General features: G+C 45.8%; 9 protein-coding genes. 8 read left to right on the top strand and 1 reads right to left on the bottom strand.

Annotation, left to right across the window (positions count from 1 at the left end):
• The first annotated feature begins 275 nt into the window (after positions 1 to 275).
• The 7 genes from ebgA to BCV39_RS09150 all read left to right on the top strand — a co-directional run bounded on the left by ebgA (position 276) and on the right by BCV39_RS09150 (position 12,943).
• Positions 276 to 3,377: a beta-galactosidase subunit alpha gene (gene ebgA / locus BCV39_RS09180; protein ID WP_102432654.1), complete on the top strand. Its 3,102-nt coding sequence runs from the start codon at positions 276 to 278 to the stop codon at positions 3,375 to 3,377.
• A 3-nt stretch (positions 3,378 to 3,380) separates the two neighbouring features.
• Positions 3,381 to 3,833 carry a beta-galactosidase subunit beta gene (locus tag BCV39_RS09175; RefSeq protein ID WP_102432655.1) on the top strand — a complete coding sequence of 151 codons (453 nt, stop codon included), beginning with the start codon at positions 3,381 to 3,383 and terminating at the stop codon, positions 3,831 to 3,833.
• Between the two features lie 141 nt (positions 3,834 to 3,974).
• Positions 3,975 to 5,399 carry an amino acid permease gene (locus BCV39_RS09170; RefSeq protein WP_048605567.1) on the top strand — a complete coding sequence of 475 codons (1,425 nt, stop codon included), beginning with the start codon at positions 3,975 to 3,977 and terminating at the stop codon, positions 5,397 to 5,399.
• A 574-nt stretch (positions 5,400 to 5,973) separates the two neighbouring features.
• On the top strand, positions 5,974 to 7,407 hold the full coding sequence (locus BCV39_RS09165; protein WP_048668902.1) for an amino acid permease: 1,434 nt from the start codon (positions 5,974 to 5,976) through the stop codon (positions 7,405 to 7,407).
• Positions 7,408 to 7,753: 346 nt separating this feature from the next.
• The gene (gene ygjJ / locus BCV39_RS09160) at positions 7,754 to 8,818 is read left to right on the top strand and encodes a protein YgjJ (protein WP_102432809.1); all 1,065 of its coding nucleotides are present in this window, start codon (positions 7,754 to 7,756) and stop codon (positions 8,816 to 8,818) included.
• A 15-nt stretch (positions 8,819 to 8,833) separates the two neighbouring features.
• Positions 8,834 to 11,209, top strand: a complete 2,376-nt coding sequence (ygjK, locus tag BCV39_RS09155) for an alpha-glucosidase (RefSeq protein ID WP_102432810.1) — start codon at positions 8,834 to 8,836, stop codon at positions 11,207 to 11,209.
• A 393-nt stretch (positions 11,210 to 11,602) separates the two neighbouring features.
• Entirely contained in the window at positions 11,603 to 12,943 is a 1,341-nt protein-coding gene (locus BCV39_RS09150; RefSeq protein ID WP_019824874.1) for an MATE family efflux transporter, read from the top strand.
• A 270-nt stretch (positions 12,944 to 13,213) separates the two neighbouring features.
• Here BCV39_RS09150 and BCV39_RS09145 read toward each other — a convergent pair whose 3' ends face one another.
• Positions 13,214 to 14,140 carry a LysR family transcriptional regulator gene (locus BCV39_RS09145; RefSeq protein WP_048658126.1) on the bottom strand — a complete coding sequence of 309 codons (927 nt, stop codon included), beginning with the start codon at positions 14,138 to 14,140 and terminating at the stop codon, positions 13,214 to 13,216.
• Positions 14,141 to 14,241: 101 nt separating this feature from the next.
• Here BCV39_RS09145 and chrA point away from each other — a divergent pair, with 101 nt between their 5' ends.
• Complete coding sequence (chrA, locus tag BCV39_RS09140) at positions 14,242 to 15,390, top strand: chromate efflux transporter (protein ID WP_102432811.1); 1,149 nt, start codon at positions 14,242 to 14,244, stop codon at positions 15,388 to 15,390.
• Positions 15,391 to 15,524: the final 134 nt, after the last annotated feature.

The following is a 15,524-nucleotide window of genomic DNA, read 5'->3' as shown; positions in this document are numbered from 1 at the left end:
TTTTTTGTGCCCATCACATGCATCAATCGACACATATCCCCCTCTTTAACCTGCTGCATAAAACAGCCAATAGCATTCTTTTAAGCGGATCACACAGCACCGCAAAAAGACCATAAAAAACGTGATGAAGTTAAAGTAAAACGTTTTCACCAATTTCATTTAGTAAAACTTTTACTAATAATTACCTCAGTCCAAAAATACTCGTATTCACTACGACCCAATTACGCATAAGAACGTCGGTCAGCAAACTGCATTTAGACCGAGAGAGAGGCAACGTGAACAACTGGGAAAACTTCCTGAACTTACATGAGAACCGTATGGCACCGCGTGCATACTTCTTCTCATACGCATCAGAAAAAAATGCAAAAACGTTTCAGCGTGAACTGAGCAGCCACTTCCAACTATTGAGTGGCCAATGGAATTTCAGCTACTTCACCAATCCGCTATTGGTTCCTGAAGAGTTTTATTCTCAGGAAATGAGCGACTGGGGCAACATCACGGTTCCAAACATGTGGCAAATGGAAGGCCACGGCGATCTTCAATACACAGATGAAGGTTTCCCATTCCCAATTGATGTGCCTTTCGTACCATCAGACAACCCAACCGGCGCATACCAACGCTCTTTCTTCCTTGGCGAAAGCTGGGACGAAAAACAAACCATCATCAAATTTGATGGCGTTGAAACTTACTTCGAAGTTTACGTAAACGGCGAATATGTAGGTTTCAGCAAAGGTAGCCGCCTAACCGCTGAGTTCGATATCTCTAGCCAGGTAACAGCAGGCAATAACCTACTTTCTATTCGTGTGATGCAGTGGGCCGATTCAACCTACATTGAAGACCAAGACATGTGGTGGACGGGCGGTATCTTCCGTGACGTTTACCTCGTAGGTAAAGAACAGCTGCACATTCAAGATGTTACCATTCGCACTGATTTCGACGACGCTTACCAAAGCGCTACCCTGTCGTGCAAACTGGAACTAGAAAACCTTGCAGCAGCGGCAAACGCAACCCTTGAGTACGCATTGCTTGATGGCAGCCAAGTTATCTCGCAAGGCTCACTAGATAACTTAAATGTCGATGGCAATGCGAATACTCAATTCTCTATCGATGTAGTGAACCCAGTTCAATGGAATGCTGAAAACCCGTACCTTTACCAACTGCTGCTTACGTTGAAAGACGCTGACGGAAAAGTGTTGGAAGTGATCCCACAACGCGTTGGTTTCCGCGACATTAAAGTTCGTGATGGTCTGTTCTACATCAACAACAAATACGTGATGCTGCATGGTGTGAACCGCCACGACAACGACCACCTAAAAGGTCGTGCTGTTGGCATGGATCGCGTAGAAAAAGACTTAGTGTTGATGAAGCAACACAACATCAACTCAGTACGTACAGCGCACTACCCGAACGACCCACGTTTCTACGAACTGTGTGATATCTACGGTCTGTTCGTGATGGGCGAAACCGATGTTGAAACACACGGTTTTGCTAACGTTGGCGACTTAAGCCGCATCACTAACGATGCAGCATGGGAAGCTGTGTTTATTGAGCGTATCGAGCGTCATATTCACGCTCAAAAGAACCACCCTTCTATCATCATGTGGTCACTGGGTAACGAGTCTGGTTACGGCTGCAACATCCGTTCTATGTACGATGCAGCAAAAGCAATTGATGACACGCGTTTGGTTCACTACGAAGAAGACCGTGACGCTGAAGTGGTCGACATCATTTCAACCATGTACTCACGCGCTCAATTGATGAATGCCTTCGGTGAATTCCCACACGAAAAGCCACGCATCATCTGTGAATACGCACACGCGATGGGTAACGGCCCGGGCGGTTTAACCGAGTACCAAAACGTGTTCTACAAGCACGATGCGATTCAAGGTCACTATGTTTGGGAATGGTGTGACCACGGCATTCTAGCGCGTGATGAAGCAGGCACAGAGTTCTACAAATACGGCGGTGACTACGGTGACTACCCGAACAACTACAACTTCTGCATGGACGGTTTGATCTACCCGGATCAAACGCCAGGCCCAGGCTTGAAAGAGTACAAGCAAGTGATTGCCCCTGTGAAGCTTCGCGATTTCGATGCACAAACGGGCACCTTCACAGTAGACAACAAGCTTTGGTTCTCAAATGTCGATGACTACACCATCACTGCGGAAATCCGCGCTGAGGGTGAAACCATTGCCGTACAACACATCAAGGTTGAAGAACTGGCTGAGAACTCTAGCCGTGAACTAACGCTTAACTTGCCACAGCTTGATGAGCGCGAAGTGTTTGTCAACTTTACGGTGCGCAAAGATTCTCGTACTTCATACAGCGAGGCGAACCACGACATCGCGGTTTACCAGTTCCAAGTGAAAGAGAACACAGCACAACTTGAAGCCTTCACTAACAACAATGCGACGGCACTGAATGTTGAAGAGTCTCGCTTAGCTTACCTAATCAAAGGCCACAACTTTGCTCTGAATTTCTCAAAAGTGAACGGCAAGCTGACGTCATGGTTAGTGAATGGCGAGGAGCTGATTAAGTCTGAGCCTAAGCTGAACTTCTTCAAGCCAATGATCGATAACCATAAGCAAGAGCACGATGGTTACTGGGAGCCTGCACACCTGCAGATCATGCAAGAGCACTTCCGCACGCTAAACGTGGAAGAGAACAACGGCAAGATTGAGATCACCACCACCAGTATCGTTGCTCCACCGGTATTCGATTTCGGCATGCGTTGTGAATATCGCTACCAAATCAGTGCCGAAGGCCAACTGAACGTTGAACTGAGCGGCGAGCGTTACGGTGATTACCCTCACGTGATTCCAGTCATTGGTTTAGATATGGGCATCAACGGCGATTTCGACCAAGTTCAATACTACGGCCGCGGCCCTGAAGAGAACTACCAAGACAGCAAGCAAGCCAACATGATTGATGTTTACCAATCAACCGTGGCTGACATGTTCGAGAACTACCCGTTCCCACAAAACAACGGCAACCGCCAACACGTTCGTTGGGCTGCGCTTTCAAGCCGTGCTGGCAATGGTATTGCGGTGAAACCACAGCAAGAAATCAACTTCAGCGCATGGTTCTACACCAACCAAAACCTGCATCAAGCACAGCATACGATTGAACTAGAGAAGAGCGGTTACATCACCCTAAATCTAGACCACCAAGTGATGGGCCTAGGTTCAAACTCTTGGGGCAGCGAAGTATTGGATTCTTACCGCGTGTACATGGATGAGTTCCGCTACGGCTTAACTCTGATTCCATTCCAAGCAGGCGATTGCGACGCACAACACCTAATCAATCACAACTTTGGTGATGAGTTCTTCACGGCGAATACGCCAACAACTCAACCACAACAGAACGAGGCATAAGCGATGATCGTTTTAGACAACCTAGAGCAATTTAAAGTCGTTTACCGCGACGGTCGTAAATGGCAACGCTGTGTAGAAGCGATTGAAAACATCGGCAACATTAAAGATAGCGTGATGTATTCGATTGGTGACTCACTGGCTTACATGATTGAAGACGGTGTGGCTCGTAACACAGAAAACTTCACCGGCAACCGTCGTTACTTTGATGTGCACTACTACTTGGAAGGTCGTGAAACGGTTGAGTTTGCTGATAAGTCTAAACTTGAACAGACCCAAGCTTACAGCGATGAAACCGACCGTGAACACCTACTGGGTAACGGTGAAACTCGTGAGTTATCTGAAGGCCAAGTGGCGATCTTTGATAACAGCAAAGCTTACCGCTTCCACGGTGATAACCGAGTTCGCAAGGTGGTGCTGAAAGTGACCATTGAAGACGGTTACTTCCTTAATAAGTAAGCAATAACCCTATTAACTCACAGCGCGTTTGAGCCTTGCCGTTCAAGGCTCAAATAGACTGAACAAAACCTCTGTGCTTCTTCCCTACAAAGAAGCATAGGGAAATAACGACTATAATTATGTGATTCCCTGGAGGACACTATGTCTGAATCTGTACGCGGTAAGTTAGGCAAATTTGCCCTACTCTCCATGACATTTGCAGCGGTATTTAACGTTCGCAACATCGTAAACAACAACATCGAATTGGGATTGAGTTCAGCCCCTATCTTTTTGCTCGCTACCCTTATTTACTTCATTCCATTCGTGTTCATCATTGCTGAATTCGTATCTGCAAATAAAAATTCTGAGTCAGGCATGTACGACTGGCTTAAAAAACCGCTAGGCTCAAAAGCAGCCTACCTAGGTTCGTTCCTATACTGGTTCGTAAACCTTTTCTGGTTTGTATCTCTGCTACCAAACGTAATCGCTTATGCGTCTTACGCGATGTTGGGCTATGAATACGCCTTCTCGCCAGTCGTTACATCGGCTATCTCGATTGCTCTGTTTGCAGCAGCAACTCACATCTCAACCAAAGGCGCAAGCTGGCTAGGTAAGATTGCCGAGATCGTGGCATACGGTGTATTCGCTCTATTTGCAATCTACGTTATCGGTGCACTAATGGCACTGGGCGGCAACCATGAACCAGTAGAACCAATCACGCTTGAAGCAATGACTCCGACCATCAACTGGGCAACGCTAGGTATCATGTGTTGGATCTTCCAAGCAGCCGGTGGTGCTGAAACCGCAGCCGCTTACCTAAACGATGTTAAGGGAGGTCACAAGTCTTTCATCAAGGTTATCATTGGTGCAGGTATCGCAATCGGCGCAATGTACGCAGTTGGCTCTCTTCTAGTAAACGTATTCGTTGCTCGTGATGAACTGACCTACGCTGGCGGCATGGTTGAAATCTTCACAGGTATGGCAAACTACTTCGACATCTCACAATCTCTAACGGGTCGCTTCGTCGGTATTATCCTATTCGTTGCCATGTTCGGTTCGATGATGATGTGGACAGCAGCTCCAGTAAAAATTCACTTCTCTGAAATTCCTAAAGGTGTTTACGGCGAGAAAACAACAGAGCTTAACGAACACGGCGTGCCAGTACGTGCAGCTTGGTGGCAGTTCGCGTTTGTATTCGTGATGCTTGTGGTTAACGGCTTCGGCTCTGAATCAGTACAAGACATGATGAACACAGCAATCAACCTAACCGCTGGTACCGCAATGCTTCCGCCTATCTTCATCATGGTGGCGTACTTTGTATTCCGTTTGAAGCATGACGACACACCACGTGATTTCCGCATGGGTACTCGAGTTCAAGGTATGGCAGTGGTTTCGGTACTGATTGGTATCTTCGTTGTGAGCATGACAGCATCGGCATTCCCGACAGGTGTTGACCTTGTTCAAGCCTTCTTCATCAACGTCTTCATGACAGCGGTATTCTCTGGTCTTGCTTGGTGGTGGATCTCTCGCTTTGAAAAAAAGCAGGCAGGTAAAGACGCAAAGCTAGAAACAGCTAAGCAATCGTAGCTCTCTGCATTACCCCCCAACTTTAAAAGCGCCTACCAAGGCGCTTTTTTTGTTTTAAATCAGACAATTAAACGACAAACCAAAAAATAAAAACGGCGTTCCGTCAATGTTTCAGTTCACGAAAAACACCAATTAATAGGTAATAAAACTCGAATAAAAACCAAGGTAAAACATTAACTAAATTTATTTACTCAAGGTCACATATTTGATCAATTTCGATTAACTTCCCGCCGCTTAATCTTTAATCTTCTTGCTGAAGAGACAAACTGATTTATATGAAAAAAGCGACACAAAGCCCCTACAAGCCTTATAAATCGTCGCACATAAAACCAGCAACCTCTTCAATGAACTTCTTAGTCTTTAACTCTTTGTTTTGGTAATAACTTTACTGAAATACCAGAGAGAAAAAGCCCAAAGAAGTCCGATCGTAAATCTATAAAAACAACAATGAGCCAACCCTGACAAAACAAAGCGGGTGTTTGCCAAACCAACATAACAATAAAAGTGCGGCCTAGAGCTTCCCTCTCTAGGACCAAGTTATAACGATCATCAACGTGATTCACCGGAGAACATCATGTCCGAAAATAAACGCAGTACGATAGGCAAATTTGCCCTACTGTCTATGACCTTCGCGGCGGTATACAGCTTCAATAACATCATTAATAACAACATCGAGATCGGCCTTTCCTCGGCTCCGATGTTCTTTCTAGCAACCATCTTTTACTTTGTGCCATTTTGTTTGATCGTTGCAGAGTTTGTGTCACTGAATAAAGACTCTGAAGCGGGTGTTTATTCTTGGGTTAAAAGTTCTCTAGGCGGCCGCTGGGCGTTTATTTCAGCTTACACCTACTGGTTTGTTAACCTGTTCTTCTTCACCTCTCTGCTGCCTAGAATCATAGCTTACGCGTCTTATGCGTTCTTAGGTTTCGAGTACATCTTCACGCCAATGACCACCGCAATTCTGAGTACCATTTTATTTGCGGTCGCAACTCATATCTCTAACAACGGCGCGAAATTACTGGGCCCTATTACCTCACTAACATCATCACTGATGCTGCTGCTAACGATGTCTTACATCTTGTTATCTGGCGGGGCTTTGGTAGGCGGTATCGAGCCAGCTGATCCAATCACCATCGAAGCAATGACACCAAGCTTCAACTGGGCATTCCTTGGCGTAATCACTTGGATTTTCATGGCGGCAGGCGGTGCAGAATCGGTCGCGGTTTACGTTAACGACATCAAAGGCGGTCACAAGTCTTTCGTTAAAGTGATCATCATCGCGGGTATCTTTATCGGTGCGCTTTATTCGGTAGGATCTGTGTTAGCGAACGTATTTGTTGCTCGTGAAGAACTTAAATTCACTGGCGGCTCTGTTCAGGTATTTGAAGGACTAGCAAGACACTTTGGACTGTCGGAAATCCTGATGAACCGTTTCGTTGGTGTGGTTTCATTCACTGCGATGTTGGGCTCTCTACTTATGTGGACGGCGACACCGGTAAAGATCTTCTTCTCTGAAATCCCTAAAGGCATCTTTGGCGAGAAGACTGTCGCGCTTAACAAACAAGGTGTACCAGAGCGTGCAGCTTGGGTTCAGTTCTTCATCGTGATTCCACTGATGTTCATCCCAACGTTGGCGTCTGACACCGTTCAAGACTTGATGAGCACCATCATCAACATGACTGCAGCAGCTTCTATGCTACCGCCACTGTTCATCATGATTGCTTACCTGCACCTGCGCGTGAAACTGGACCACCTACCACGTGATTTCCGCATGGGTTCTCGTACGGTCGGTATTACTGCTGTGTCGATTCTTATCGCTATCTTCACCGTTGGCTTCTTCGCCTCTACCTTCCCAACAGGCGCAGACATCATGACCATCATCTTCTACAACGTGGGTGGTATTGTGATCTTCCTTGGCTACGCATGGTGGAAGTACGGTCAATACGAGAAAAGCTTATCTCCAGAAGAGAAAAAACTAGAAGCAAAGCCTGAACCGGCGAACGCTTAGTTTTACCCTACACTCAGATCGAAAACTTAAGGCACTCCCATTTGGTGAGTGCCTTTTTATTTACAAGCCTGTTTATTTGTTCAAAATTTTATTCACACTCCAAATACCTCCCACCCCAAGCATTAGCTTACAAATTCAACTAAATACCAAAATAAATTAAAAGTAAAGATTTACTAAAAATAGATCACAATTTTAAACTGAATTAATTTTAAACATCAAAATTATCATTAATATCGGTTTTGCGATCGTAAGTAACCTGACCAATACGCCTTGAAGAGCACCCCATATTAGAAGTCAGAACTGCTTACGAACCTTCATTTATAACCCCGACACAAAAGTGATTAAAATGAATAGTAGTTTTACTAAAACCACTCTTATTACAAGCTGTATTCTTGCTGCCCTAAGTACCAACGTCCATGCGGAAGAATCCGCAGCAAACCACAGTAATACTCAGCCTCCGAAAACAGAAACAGAAACCCTATTTAACTTTTATGGTGAGCTTGGCCTTGGTGGTCACGTTGCACTAGAAGGCGACGACAAAGGCCGTTATGCAGACGGTACTTACATCGAAGCAGGCTTGGCTATCGAGCACGGTAATTGGTTCGGTCTTGCTTACATGGAAGGCTGGACAGTACAAGCTGACGACGAAGGCAATGCTTGGGCAACTGGCCACGGCTGGGGCGGCTTTGAAGGTGGTTTTAACCGCTTTTACGCTGGCTACCGCACCGATGCTAAAACAGAATTTATTGTCGGTCGTATGGACTCGTCTCTGGATGACGTTCAGTGGTGGGGTGACCCTACGGTTGAATACGGTTACGTAATCTCAAACACCCGTGACGTGCATGTTGGCATGAAGATCCAAAACCTAGAAGGCAAACTTCGCTACAGCGTCTCCTTTGCTCCAGAATCAGATTTTTCTGAAGATGATGCACTGATTCACTTTGGTAAATACGACAGCTTCGCAGACCAATGGAAAGACAAAAACGCCATGGTCAATGGCTATGTCCAATATGACCTGACCGACGGCCTAACTGTCATGGGTGGCGCTGAAGTTCGTAATAACGACGGTGGTGAACTTGTACTACTAGGGGCTGAATACAAGAACTTCGCTACGCGTGTTTGGCACGACACCGATAAAGGTAACCAAGAGTCTTTCGGTAGCGAATCTGGTATTCAAACCAGTGCTTGGTACGAAGCAGCACAGGGCGTTTACCTATCAGCTGCTTACAACTACGCCAACTTTGATGGCGATAACGGCGAAAAAGAGATCACCTCTTTCATCAACGCGGGCGTTTGGTACGAATACGGAAATGGCACATTTGCGACTGCTTTCGATAGCCGCTTTGGCGTCGGCAGCGACACTGAAATCGGCGACGCTCAGGTATTCGCAATGCAATACTTCTACTGGTAATAACAGGAACTCACTATGAAACTGAACAAATCATTCGCAGCTATCGCTATCGGTGCAGCACTTGTTGTTACTGGTTGCTCATCAAATACAGGCTCTGAAGAACTTCAAGCAAACCAATTTAAGAACGTTATCGACCGTACTGGCTCACCAGAATACATGCGTGATTACGACTTCGATGACCACCAGCGTTTCAACCCATTCTTCGATTTAGGTGCATGGCACGGTCACCTACTGCCAGACACAGCTGAAGGCATGGGCGGCTTCCCGGGTACTGCTCTGCTTACCGAAGAGTACATCAACTTCATGGCTGACAACTTTGATCGCCTAAGCGTGTTCAAAGACGGCAAAAAAGTCGCGTTCACGATGGAAGCATACAGCCTACCGGGCGCATTGGTTCAGACGCTAAAATCTGACGATGTAACAGTCGAGATGACGATGCGTTTTGCTTCAAACCGTACTTCTCTGTTAGAAACCAAAATCACTACCGACTCGCCGGTTGAGTTAGTGTGGGATGGTGAACTACTAGAAAAGACGCACGCCAAAGAAGGCGTGGCGCAAACCGACAAAACAATCGCTGAAACTTACCCTGAGTATGACCGTCAAATCGTCGCAACCGACGATGGCCTGAAAGTCACCTTTGGTAAAGTGCGTTCAACTTGGGATCTGCTGACTTCAGGTGAGTCTGAGTACCAAGTTCACAAATCGATTCCAACGCAAACTAAAGTGGATGGCCTAACGTTTACTTCAACGGCAAACATTGAAGTATCGACAACTATCTACACCACATACTCACATATTCTAACGGCAGAAGAAGCGCAAGCAGAACAGCCAGAAATCAAAAAGATCATGGTAAACCCTACCGATTTCTTAGCTGCATCAGCAGAGCGTTGGGAAGGCTATCTTGAGATGGGTTTAACCAACCCGAACGCAACACCAGAACAAGAGCGTGTTGCGGTTAAGGCGATGGAAACCCTAAACGGTAACTGGCGCGGCGCTGCAGGTGCGATGGAGTTTGACTCTGTAACACCATCAGTAACGGCGCGTTGGTTCTCGGGCAACCAAACTTGGCCGTGGGACACATGGAAACAAGCCTACGCAATGGCTCACTTCAACCCAGACGTAGCGAAAGATAACATCCGTGCAATGTTCGCTTACCAAATCCAAGCCGACGATGCCGTTCGCCCTTGGGATGAGGGCTACGTGCCAGATCTACTCGCTTACAACCTAAGCCCAGAACGTGGCGGCGACGGCGGTAACTGGAATGAGCGTAACACCAAACCGAGCTTAGCAGCATGGGCGGTAATGGAAGTTTATAAGACCACCAGCGATGAAGCTTGGCTAGAAGAGATGTATCCAAAGTTAGTGGCATACCACGACTGGTGGCTACGCAACCGTGACAACAACGGCAATGGCGTTCCAGAGTATGGCGCTGCTCGCGACAAAGCACACAACACACCTGAAGGTGAAATGTACTTCACCGTGGTTCGTGGCGATAAGCACGAAACAGTCGTAGGACAAGCAGCACTGGATAAAGTGGTAGCAGAAGGCAACTACGATTACATCGAGAGCCCCGCACAAACGGCTGCATCTTGGGAATCAGGCCGTGACGATGCAGCCGCATTTGGCTTCATTGATAAAGACCAGCTAGACGCATACGTTGCAAACGGTGGTAAGCGCAGCGATTGGGATGTTGAGTTCGCTCAAAACCGCGCTGAAGACGGCACACTGCTAGGCTACTCGCTACTGCAAGAATCTGTCGACCAAGCAAGCTACATGTACAGCGATAACAAGTACCTAGCAGAAATGGCTGACATTCTAGGTAAAGACGCAGAAGCAAAAGAGTTCCGTGAAAAAGCAGAACACCTATCGAACTACATCAACACTTGTATGTTCGACGAAGGCACTAACTTCTTCTACGACATTCGCATTGAAGACAAACCACTAGCCAATGGCTGTGCAGGTAAACCGATTGTAGAACGTGGTAAAGGCCCTGAAGGGTGGTCACCACTGTTCAATGGCGCAGCAACGCAAGATCACGCTGATGCGGTTGTTTCTGTGATGAAAGATACCTCAGAGTTCAACACCTACGTTCCGCTGGGTACGGCAGCGCTTTCTAGCCCAGCATTTGGCCCAGATATTTACTGGCGTGGACGCGTATGGGTAGACCAGTTCTACTTCGGCCTTAAAGGCATGGACAGCTACGGCTACCGTGATGATGCGATTGAAATGGCAGGCGCGTTCTTTGACCATGCAGATGGGTTAGTTCAAGACGGTCCTATCCGTGAGAACTACAACCCACTAAATGGTGAACAACAAGGCGCACCAAACTTCTCTTGGAGTGCGGCTCACCTGTACATGCTTTACAACGATTTCTTTACTGACGCAGAGTAAATCAAAACCTATACCTGTCTTCTGGAATTCAATGAAAACATAACCTCATAAATTTCAGACTTTGGCACTCAGTATCTCGCTGAGTGCCTTTTTTATATCTGAAGCCAAATAATCGAACAAACAAGTATTTAGACTATTTAACCTACCATGATCCTTTTACTCTGTTCACTGTACTCCGCAAGCACAGGCAAGCTTTTGTTCACAAAAAACAAAGAGTGCTATTGCTATGAAATTCCGCTCAAAAATTTCATCACTCACACTTAAGTATTAGCTTACGCAGACTTATTCGAATTTTATTTGTCCTTATTAGTCTTCCGGACATTAATTTGATAGTCGTTTACTAAATAATCGCTAAACTATAGTGTCGCCTACCCCTTTTTTGAGAAAACCTAAATGCCTAATGCTGATTCCACCCTAAACAAACGTATGGGAATCGTTGCGCTCACCTGGCCAATTTTTATCGAAGTTCTTTTAAGAACCGCACTCAACACCAGTGATGTATTCATGTTATCGGGATACTCGGACAAAGCCGTGTCTGCCGTTGGTGTTATTTCTCAGATATCCTTTTTCCTGATCATTGTCTCAACTATGGTCAGCAGTGGTACAGGGATTTTAATCGCGCAGTACAACGGTGCCTCCCGCACTCAAGAGAGCGCTCACGTGGGCGTAGCGAGCATCATTCTGGCCATTATTGCCGGTGTGCTACTGAGTGTGATTGCCGTTCTTGTTGCTGAATATTTTATCCCGCTCTATCAACTCGAACCTCAAGTCGAGCAATACGCACAAGAATACCTATTCATCAGTGGTGCTCTCACCTTCAATGTAACCATTGGTGTGGTTCTCACTACTATTCTGCGCAGTCATGGCTATTCAAAGTCACCAATGGTGATCAACATGATTGCTGGCGTCATCAACGTATTCGGCAACTATTGTGCCTTATATCAACCTTTTGGTTTGCCTGTATACGGCGTGCAAGGGGTTGCGACCGCGACTGTAATCAGCCAAGTGATCGGGATGTTGATCTTAATTGGTGTGGTCAGAAGCAAAGGGATAGATCTACCAGTGAAGCAGTTTAAATCTGTGCCGAAAGCCATCTATCAAAAAATCATTAAGATCGGCTCGATGAACGCAGGAGAAGTGCTCTCTTATAACATGGCTCAGATCAGCATTACCTTCTTTGTAGTGCAGATGGGCACCTCTTCACTGGCTGCGTTTACTTACGCACAAAACATCGCTCGCCTCTCTTTTGCGTTTGCACTGGCGATTGGTCAAGGCAGCCAAATCCAAACAGGCTATTACATTGGCAAGGGTTGGATCGACGAGATCACCAAGCGCGTGCAACGCTACTTTGTGGTTGGTTTTATCGCCTCAACTGCGATTACCTGCATGGTTTATGTGTTCCGTTTCGAAATTCTCGATCTGTTCACGCAAGATCCAGAGATCGTTGCGCTAACTGCCGCGCTGATTGCAGGTTCCATCATTCTTGAAGCTGGCCGAGTATTTAACCTGATCTTTATCTCTTGTCTAAAGGCCGCTGGCGACATTAAATTCCCGATCAAAATGGGTATTCTCAGCATGTGGGGCATTGGGGTTGCCATGAGCTACTTGCTTGGCGTGCATTGGGGTTATGGCGTATTAGGGGCTTGGATGGCAATAGCGATGGACGAGTGGTTCCGTGGAATCATCATGGCCTATCGCTGGCGAGCGAAGAAATGGACTCGATTCTCTTTTTAGGTTGTTGTTGATACGTCTAAATTTATCTCGACCAAAAGAAAAAAGCGCTAGGGGGAGCTAGCGCTTTTAAGACCAACTAAGTCCGTTTAGCCTGGTAGATTTTTAAGCTATATCATGAAGATATAACCAATTTTTTTACTTAGGTAAATCAAAAAGCCTATTCTTTGCGACTGCTTTGAGTCGTAAATTAAGTATAGTCGGGTTCTTATAATAAACCGGATTTTTCTAAAATTAATTCATATGAATTTGACGATTAACCGACACAATAAACTATTCGGAAATCACAGATGAGATCGCATTAGTAATCAGCTTTCTAAGTCGTTTATTTTTATCATCTAAATGCTTTGCCTTTCTATAAACAAGCTGGATATCAAAATCTGGAACATCAATTGGTGGCTTCACAGCTAGTAAGGTTTCTTCACTATCAATATCCTTGCGCGCGACTAGCTTGGGGACAATACACAATAGTTCTCTACCACGAATGAGCCGCTTAACAGTTAAAAAGTTACTGGAAGATATCGCGACTTTCCGGCTTAAACCGAGTTCAGCTAAACGAGTATCTACTCCCGTCTTTAAAGCCCCTGCCGGGGAAACGAGTGCGTGCTCGACAGCAACAAATTGTTCTAGCGACATAGGTTCCTCAATAGATAGAACCGATTGGTCAAGTAAACAAACATGTTGCTCCGTGTACAAATGCTTTGTTCGATACTGCTTTGATACCTCACCAAAGCTGCCTATCGTCATATCAAGCTTGGCATCTTCAAAGACTTGCTGGTAGTTACTCCGGTTTACATTGAACAACGCTACTTGGGAGTAAGGAGAGGATTGCTTAATCAGGTCAAACAATATTGGAGCGAACATCTGCTCGGCATAATCAGTGAGACCAATCTTCCAAGTCCCTTTATAAGTTTCTGCATCAAACGATTTTGACAACAGCACCTCAGACTGGATGGTATTCAGTAGCGCATCCACGGTACTTGATAGTTCAATGGCTCGGTCGGTCGCCTCCATTTTGCTACCTACACGCTCAAACAAAGGGTCATCAAACAACTTTCGTAGCCTTTGTAAGCTATGGCTCATCGCAGATTGGCTGACATAACAACGCTCAGCAGCCTTACTCACGCTATTCGTTTTATACAAAGCCTGCAGTGCAATCAACAAGTTAAGGTCGATCCCTTTCCAATTAAAATCAGCCATGCCAAACAACCCATTTCATTCATAGTTATAATTAAAACAATTAATTTGAATCATAGTTTAACTCCACCTAAATTACGCTAAACATTTATCTGGAATCGATCATGCTTTCAATTTTTAAAACCTTTTTCTGGCTTGGCTGGATTAGCTTCGGTGGACCAGCAGCACACATTGGCTACTTCCGTAAAACCTTTGTTGAAAAACTGAATTGGTTGTCCGACGAAGAGTACGGGCAAATTGTCGCCCTCAGCCAATTTCTTCCGGGCCCAGGTTCAAGTCAGGTTGGCTTTGCGGTTGGCTACAAGAAAGGAGGCTTAACAGGTGCGATTGCTGCATTTGTCGGCTTCACTTCTCCATCTGTCATTCTGATGCTGATTTTGGCGTTAGTGAGTAACCAATTGTTGGAAGCTCCGCTGTTCATCTCTGTCATCCACGGGCTTAAGTTACTCGCCGTTGTGGTTGTGGCTGATGCCACTTTCGGCATGTACAAAAACTTTTGCCAATCGAAGATCGCGACCGCCTTATGTGTGATTACCGCAATTGTTCTGCTACTGATTCCTGGCATCTGGCCTCAAGTTTTAGTGCTTCTATTTGCAGCGATCGTTGGCAGTAAGTTCTTAACCTCACAAGAGCTTAAAACGATACCTTCAACACAAAAAATATCGGTAACGCCTCTCGTGATTTTTGTTGCTTTGCTGGTTGGCTTGCCTCTATTCAGTGCTTACTCTCAAGGCATTGAAGTGTTTGGCCTGTTCTATCAAGCAGGCAGCCTAGTATTTGGTGGCGGCCACGTGGTACTTCCACTACTACAAAATGGTATTGGCGACCAACTGTCTCAAGATGCCTTCCTAACAGGTTATGCAGCGGCGCAAGCAGTACCTGGCCCGATGTTTACGTTAGCCACTTATCTAGGTTATGTGTTGATGCCATCAGCACCGATCACCGGCGCCCTACTCGCAACGATTGCTGTATTCTTACCGGGCTTATTATTGCTAATGGGTGTACTGAAGAACTGGCAGGCGATTGCAAGCAAACCTTTAGTGGCTGGTGCACTTACAGGTGTGAATGCGTCGGTTGTAGGTTTGTTATTGGCAGCACTATATCAACCCATCTTCACAAGTGTAGTGAGTAGTGGCTTAGATTTCGCTCTGATCATTGTTGGTGTGTGGTTATTGAAAACCGTGAAGTTACCTATTGTTGGGTTAGTAGGGTTGTTCATTGTCTTTGGCGCAATGACAGGACTGGCGGTCTAATAGGTTTAAGGTAAGAAGTAAGCGAACCGCTTGCTTCTTACTTTCGTCTTTCATAATTTAATCTACCTATCACCCGCTATATAGTTGGTAATTCCATCTCAAAGCTCATGCTCTCGAGGATTGATCTCTTAGCC

Source organism: Vibrio sp. 10N.286.55.E10 (genome assembly GCF_002872555.1).
GTDB classification, from domain to species: domain Bacteria; phylum Pseudomonadota; class Gammaproteobacteria; order Enterobacterales; family Vibrionaceae; genus Vibrio; species Vibrio crassostreae.
This window is presented reverse-complemented; position numbering and strand designations above follow the sequence as displayed.

Excerpts from the sequence above, each read along its gene's own strand:
- chrA (WP_102432811.1), top strand. The coding sequence starts at position 14,242 with ATGCTTTCAATTTTTAAAACCTTTTTCTGGCTTGGCTGGATTAGCTTC.
- BCV39_RS09150 (WP_019824874.1), top strand. The coding sequence starts at position 11,603 with ATGCCTAATGCTGATTCCACCCTAAACAAACGTATGGGAATCGTTGCG.
- BCV39_RS09170 (WP_048605567.1), top strand. The coding sequence starts at position 3,975 with ATGTCTGAATCTGTACGCGGTAAGTTAGGCAAATTTGCCCTACTCTCC.
- BCV39_RS09165 (WP_048668902.1), top strand. The coding sequence starts at position 5,974 with ATGTCCGAAAATAAACGCAGTACGATAGGCAAATTTGCCCTACTGTCT.
- BCV39_RS09145 (WP_048658126.1), bottom strand. The coding sequence starts at position 14,140 with ATGGCTGATTTTAATTGGAAAGGGATCGACCTTAACTTGTTGATTGCA.
- BCV39_RS09175 (WP_102432655.1), top strand. The coding sequence starts at position 3,381 with ATGATCGTTTTAGACAACCTAGAGCAATTTAAAGTCGTTTACCGCGAC.
- ygjJ (WP_102432809.1), top strand. The coding sequence starts at position 7,754 with ATGAATAGTAGTTTTACTAAAACCACTCTTATTACAAGCTGTATTCTT.
- ygjK (WP_102432810.1), top strand. The coding sequence starts at position 8,834 with ATGAAACTGAACAAATCATTCGCAGCTATCGCTATCGGTGCAGCACTT.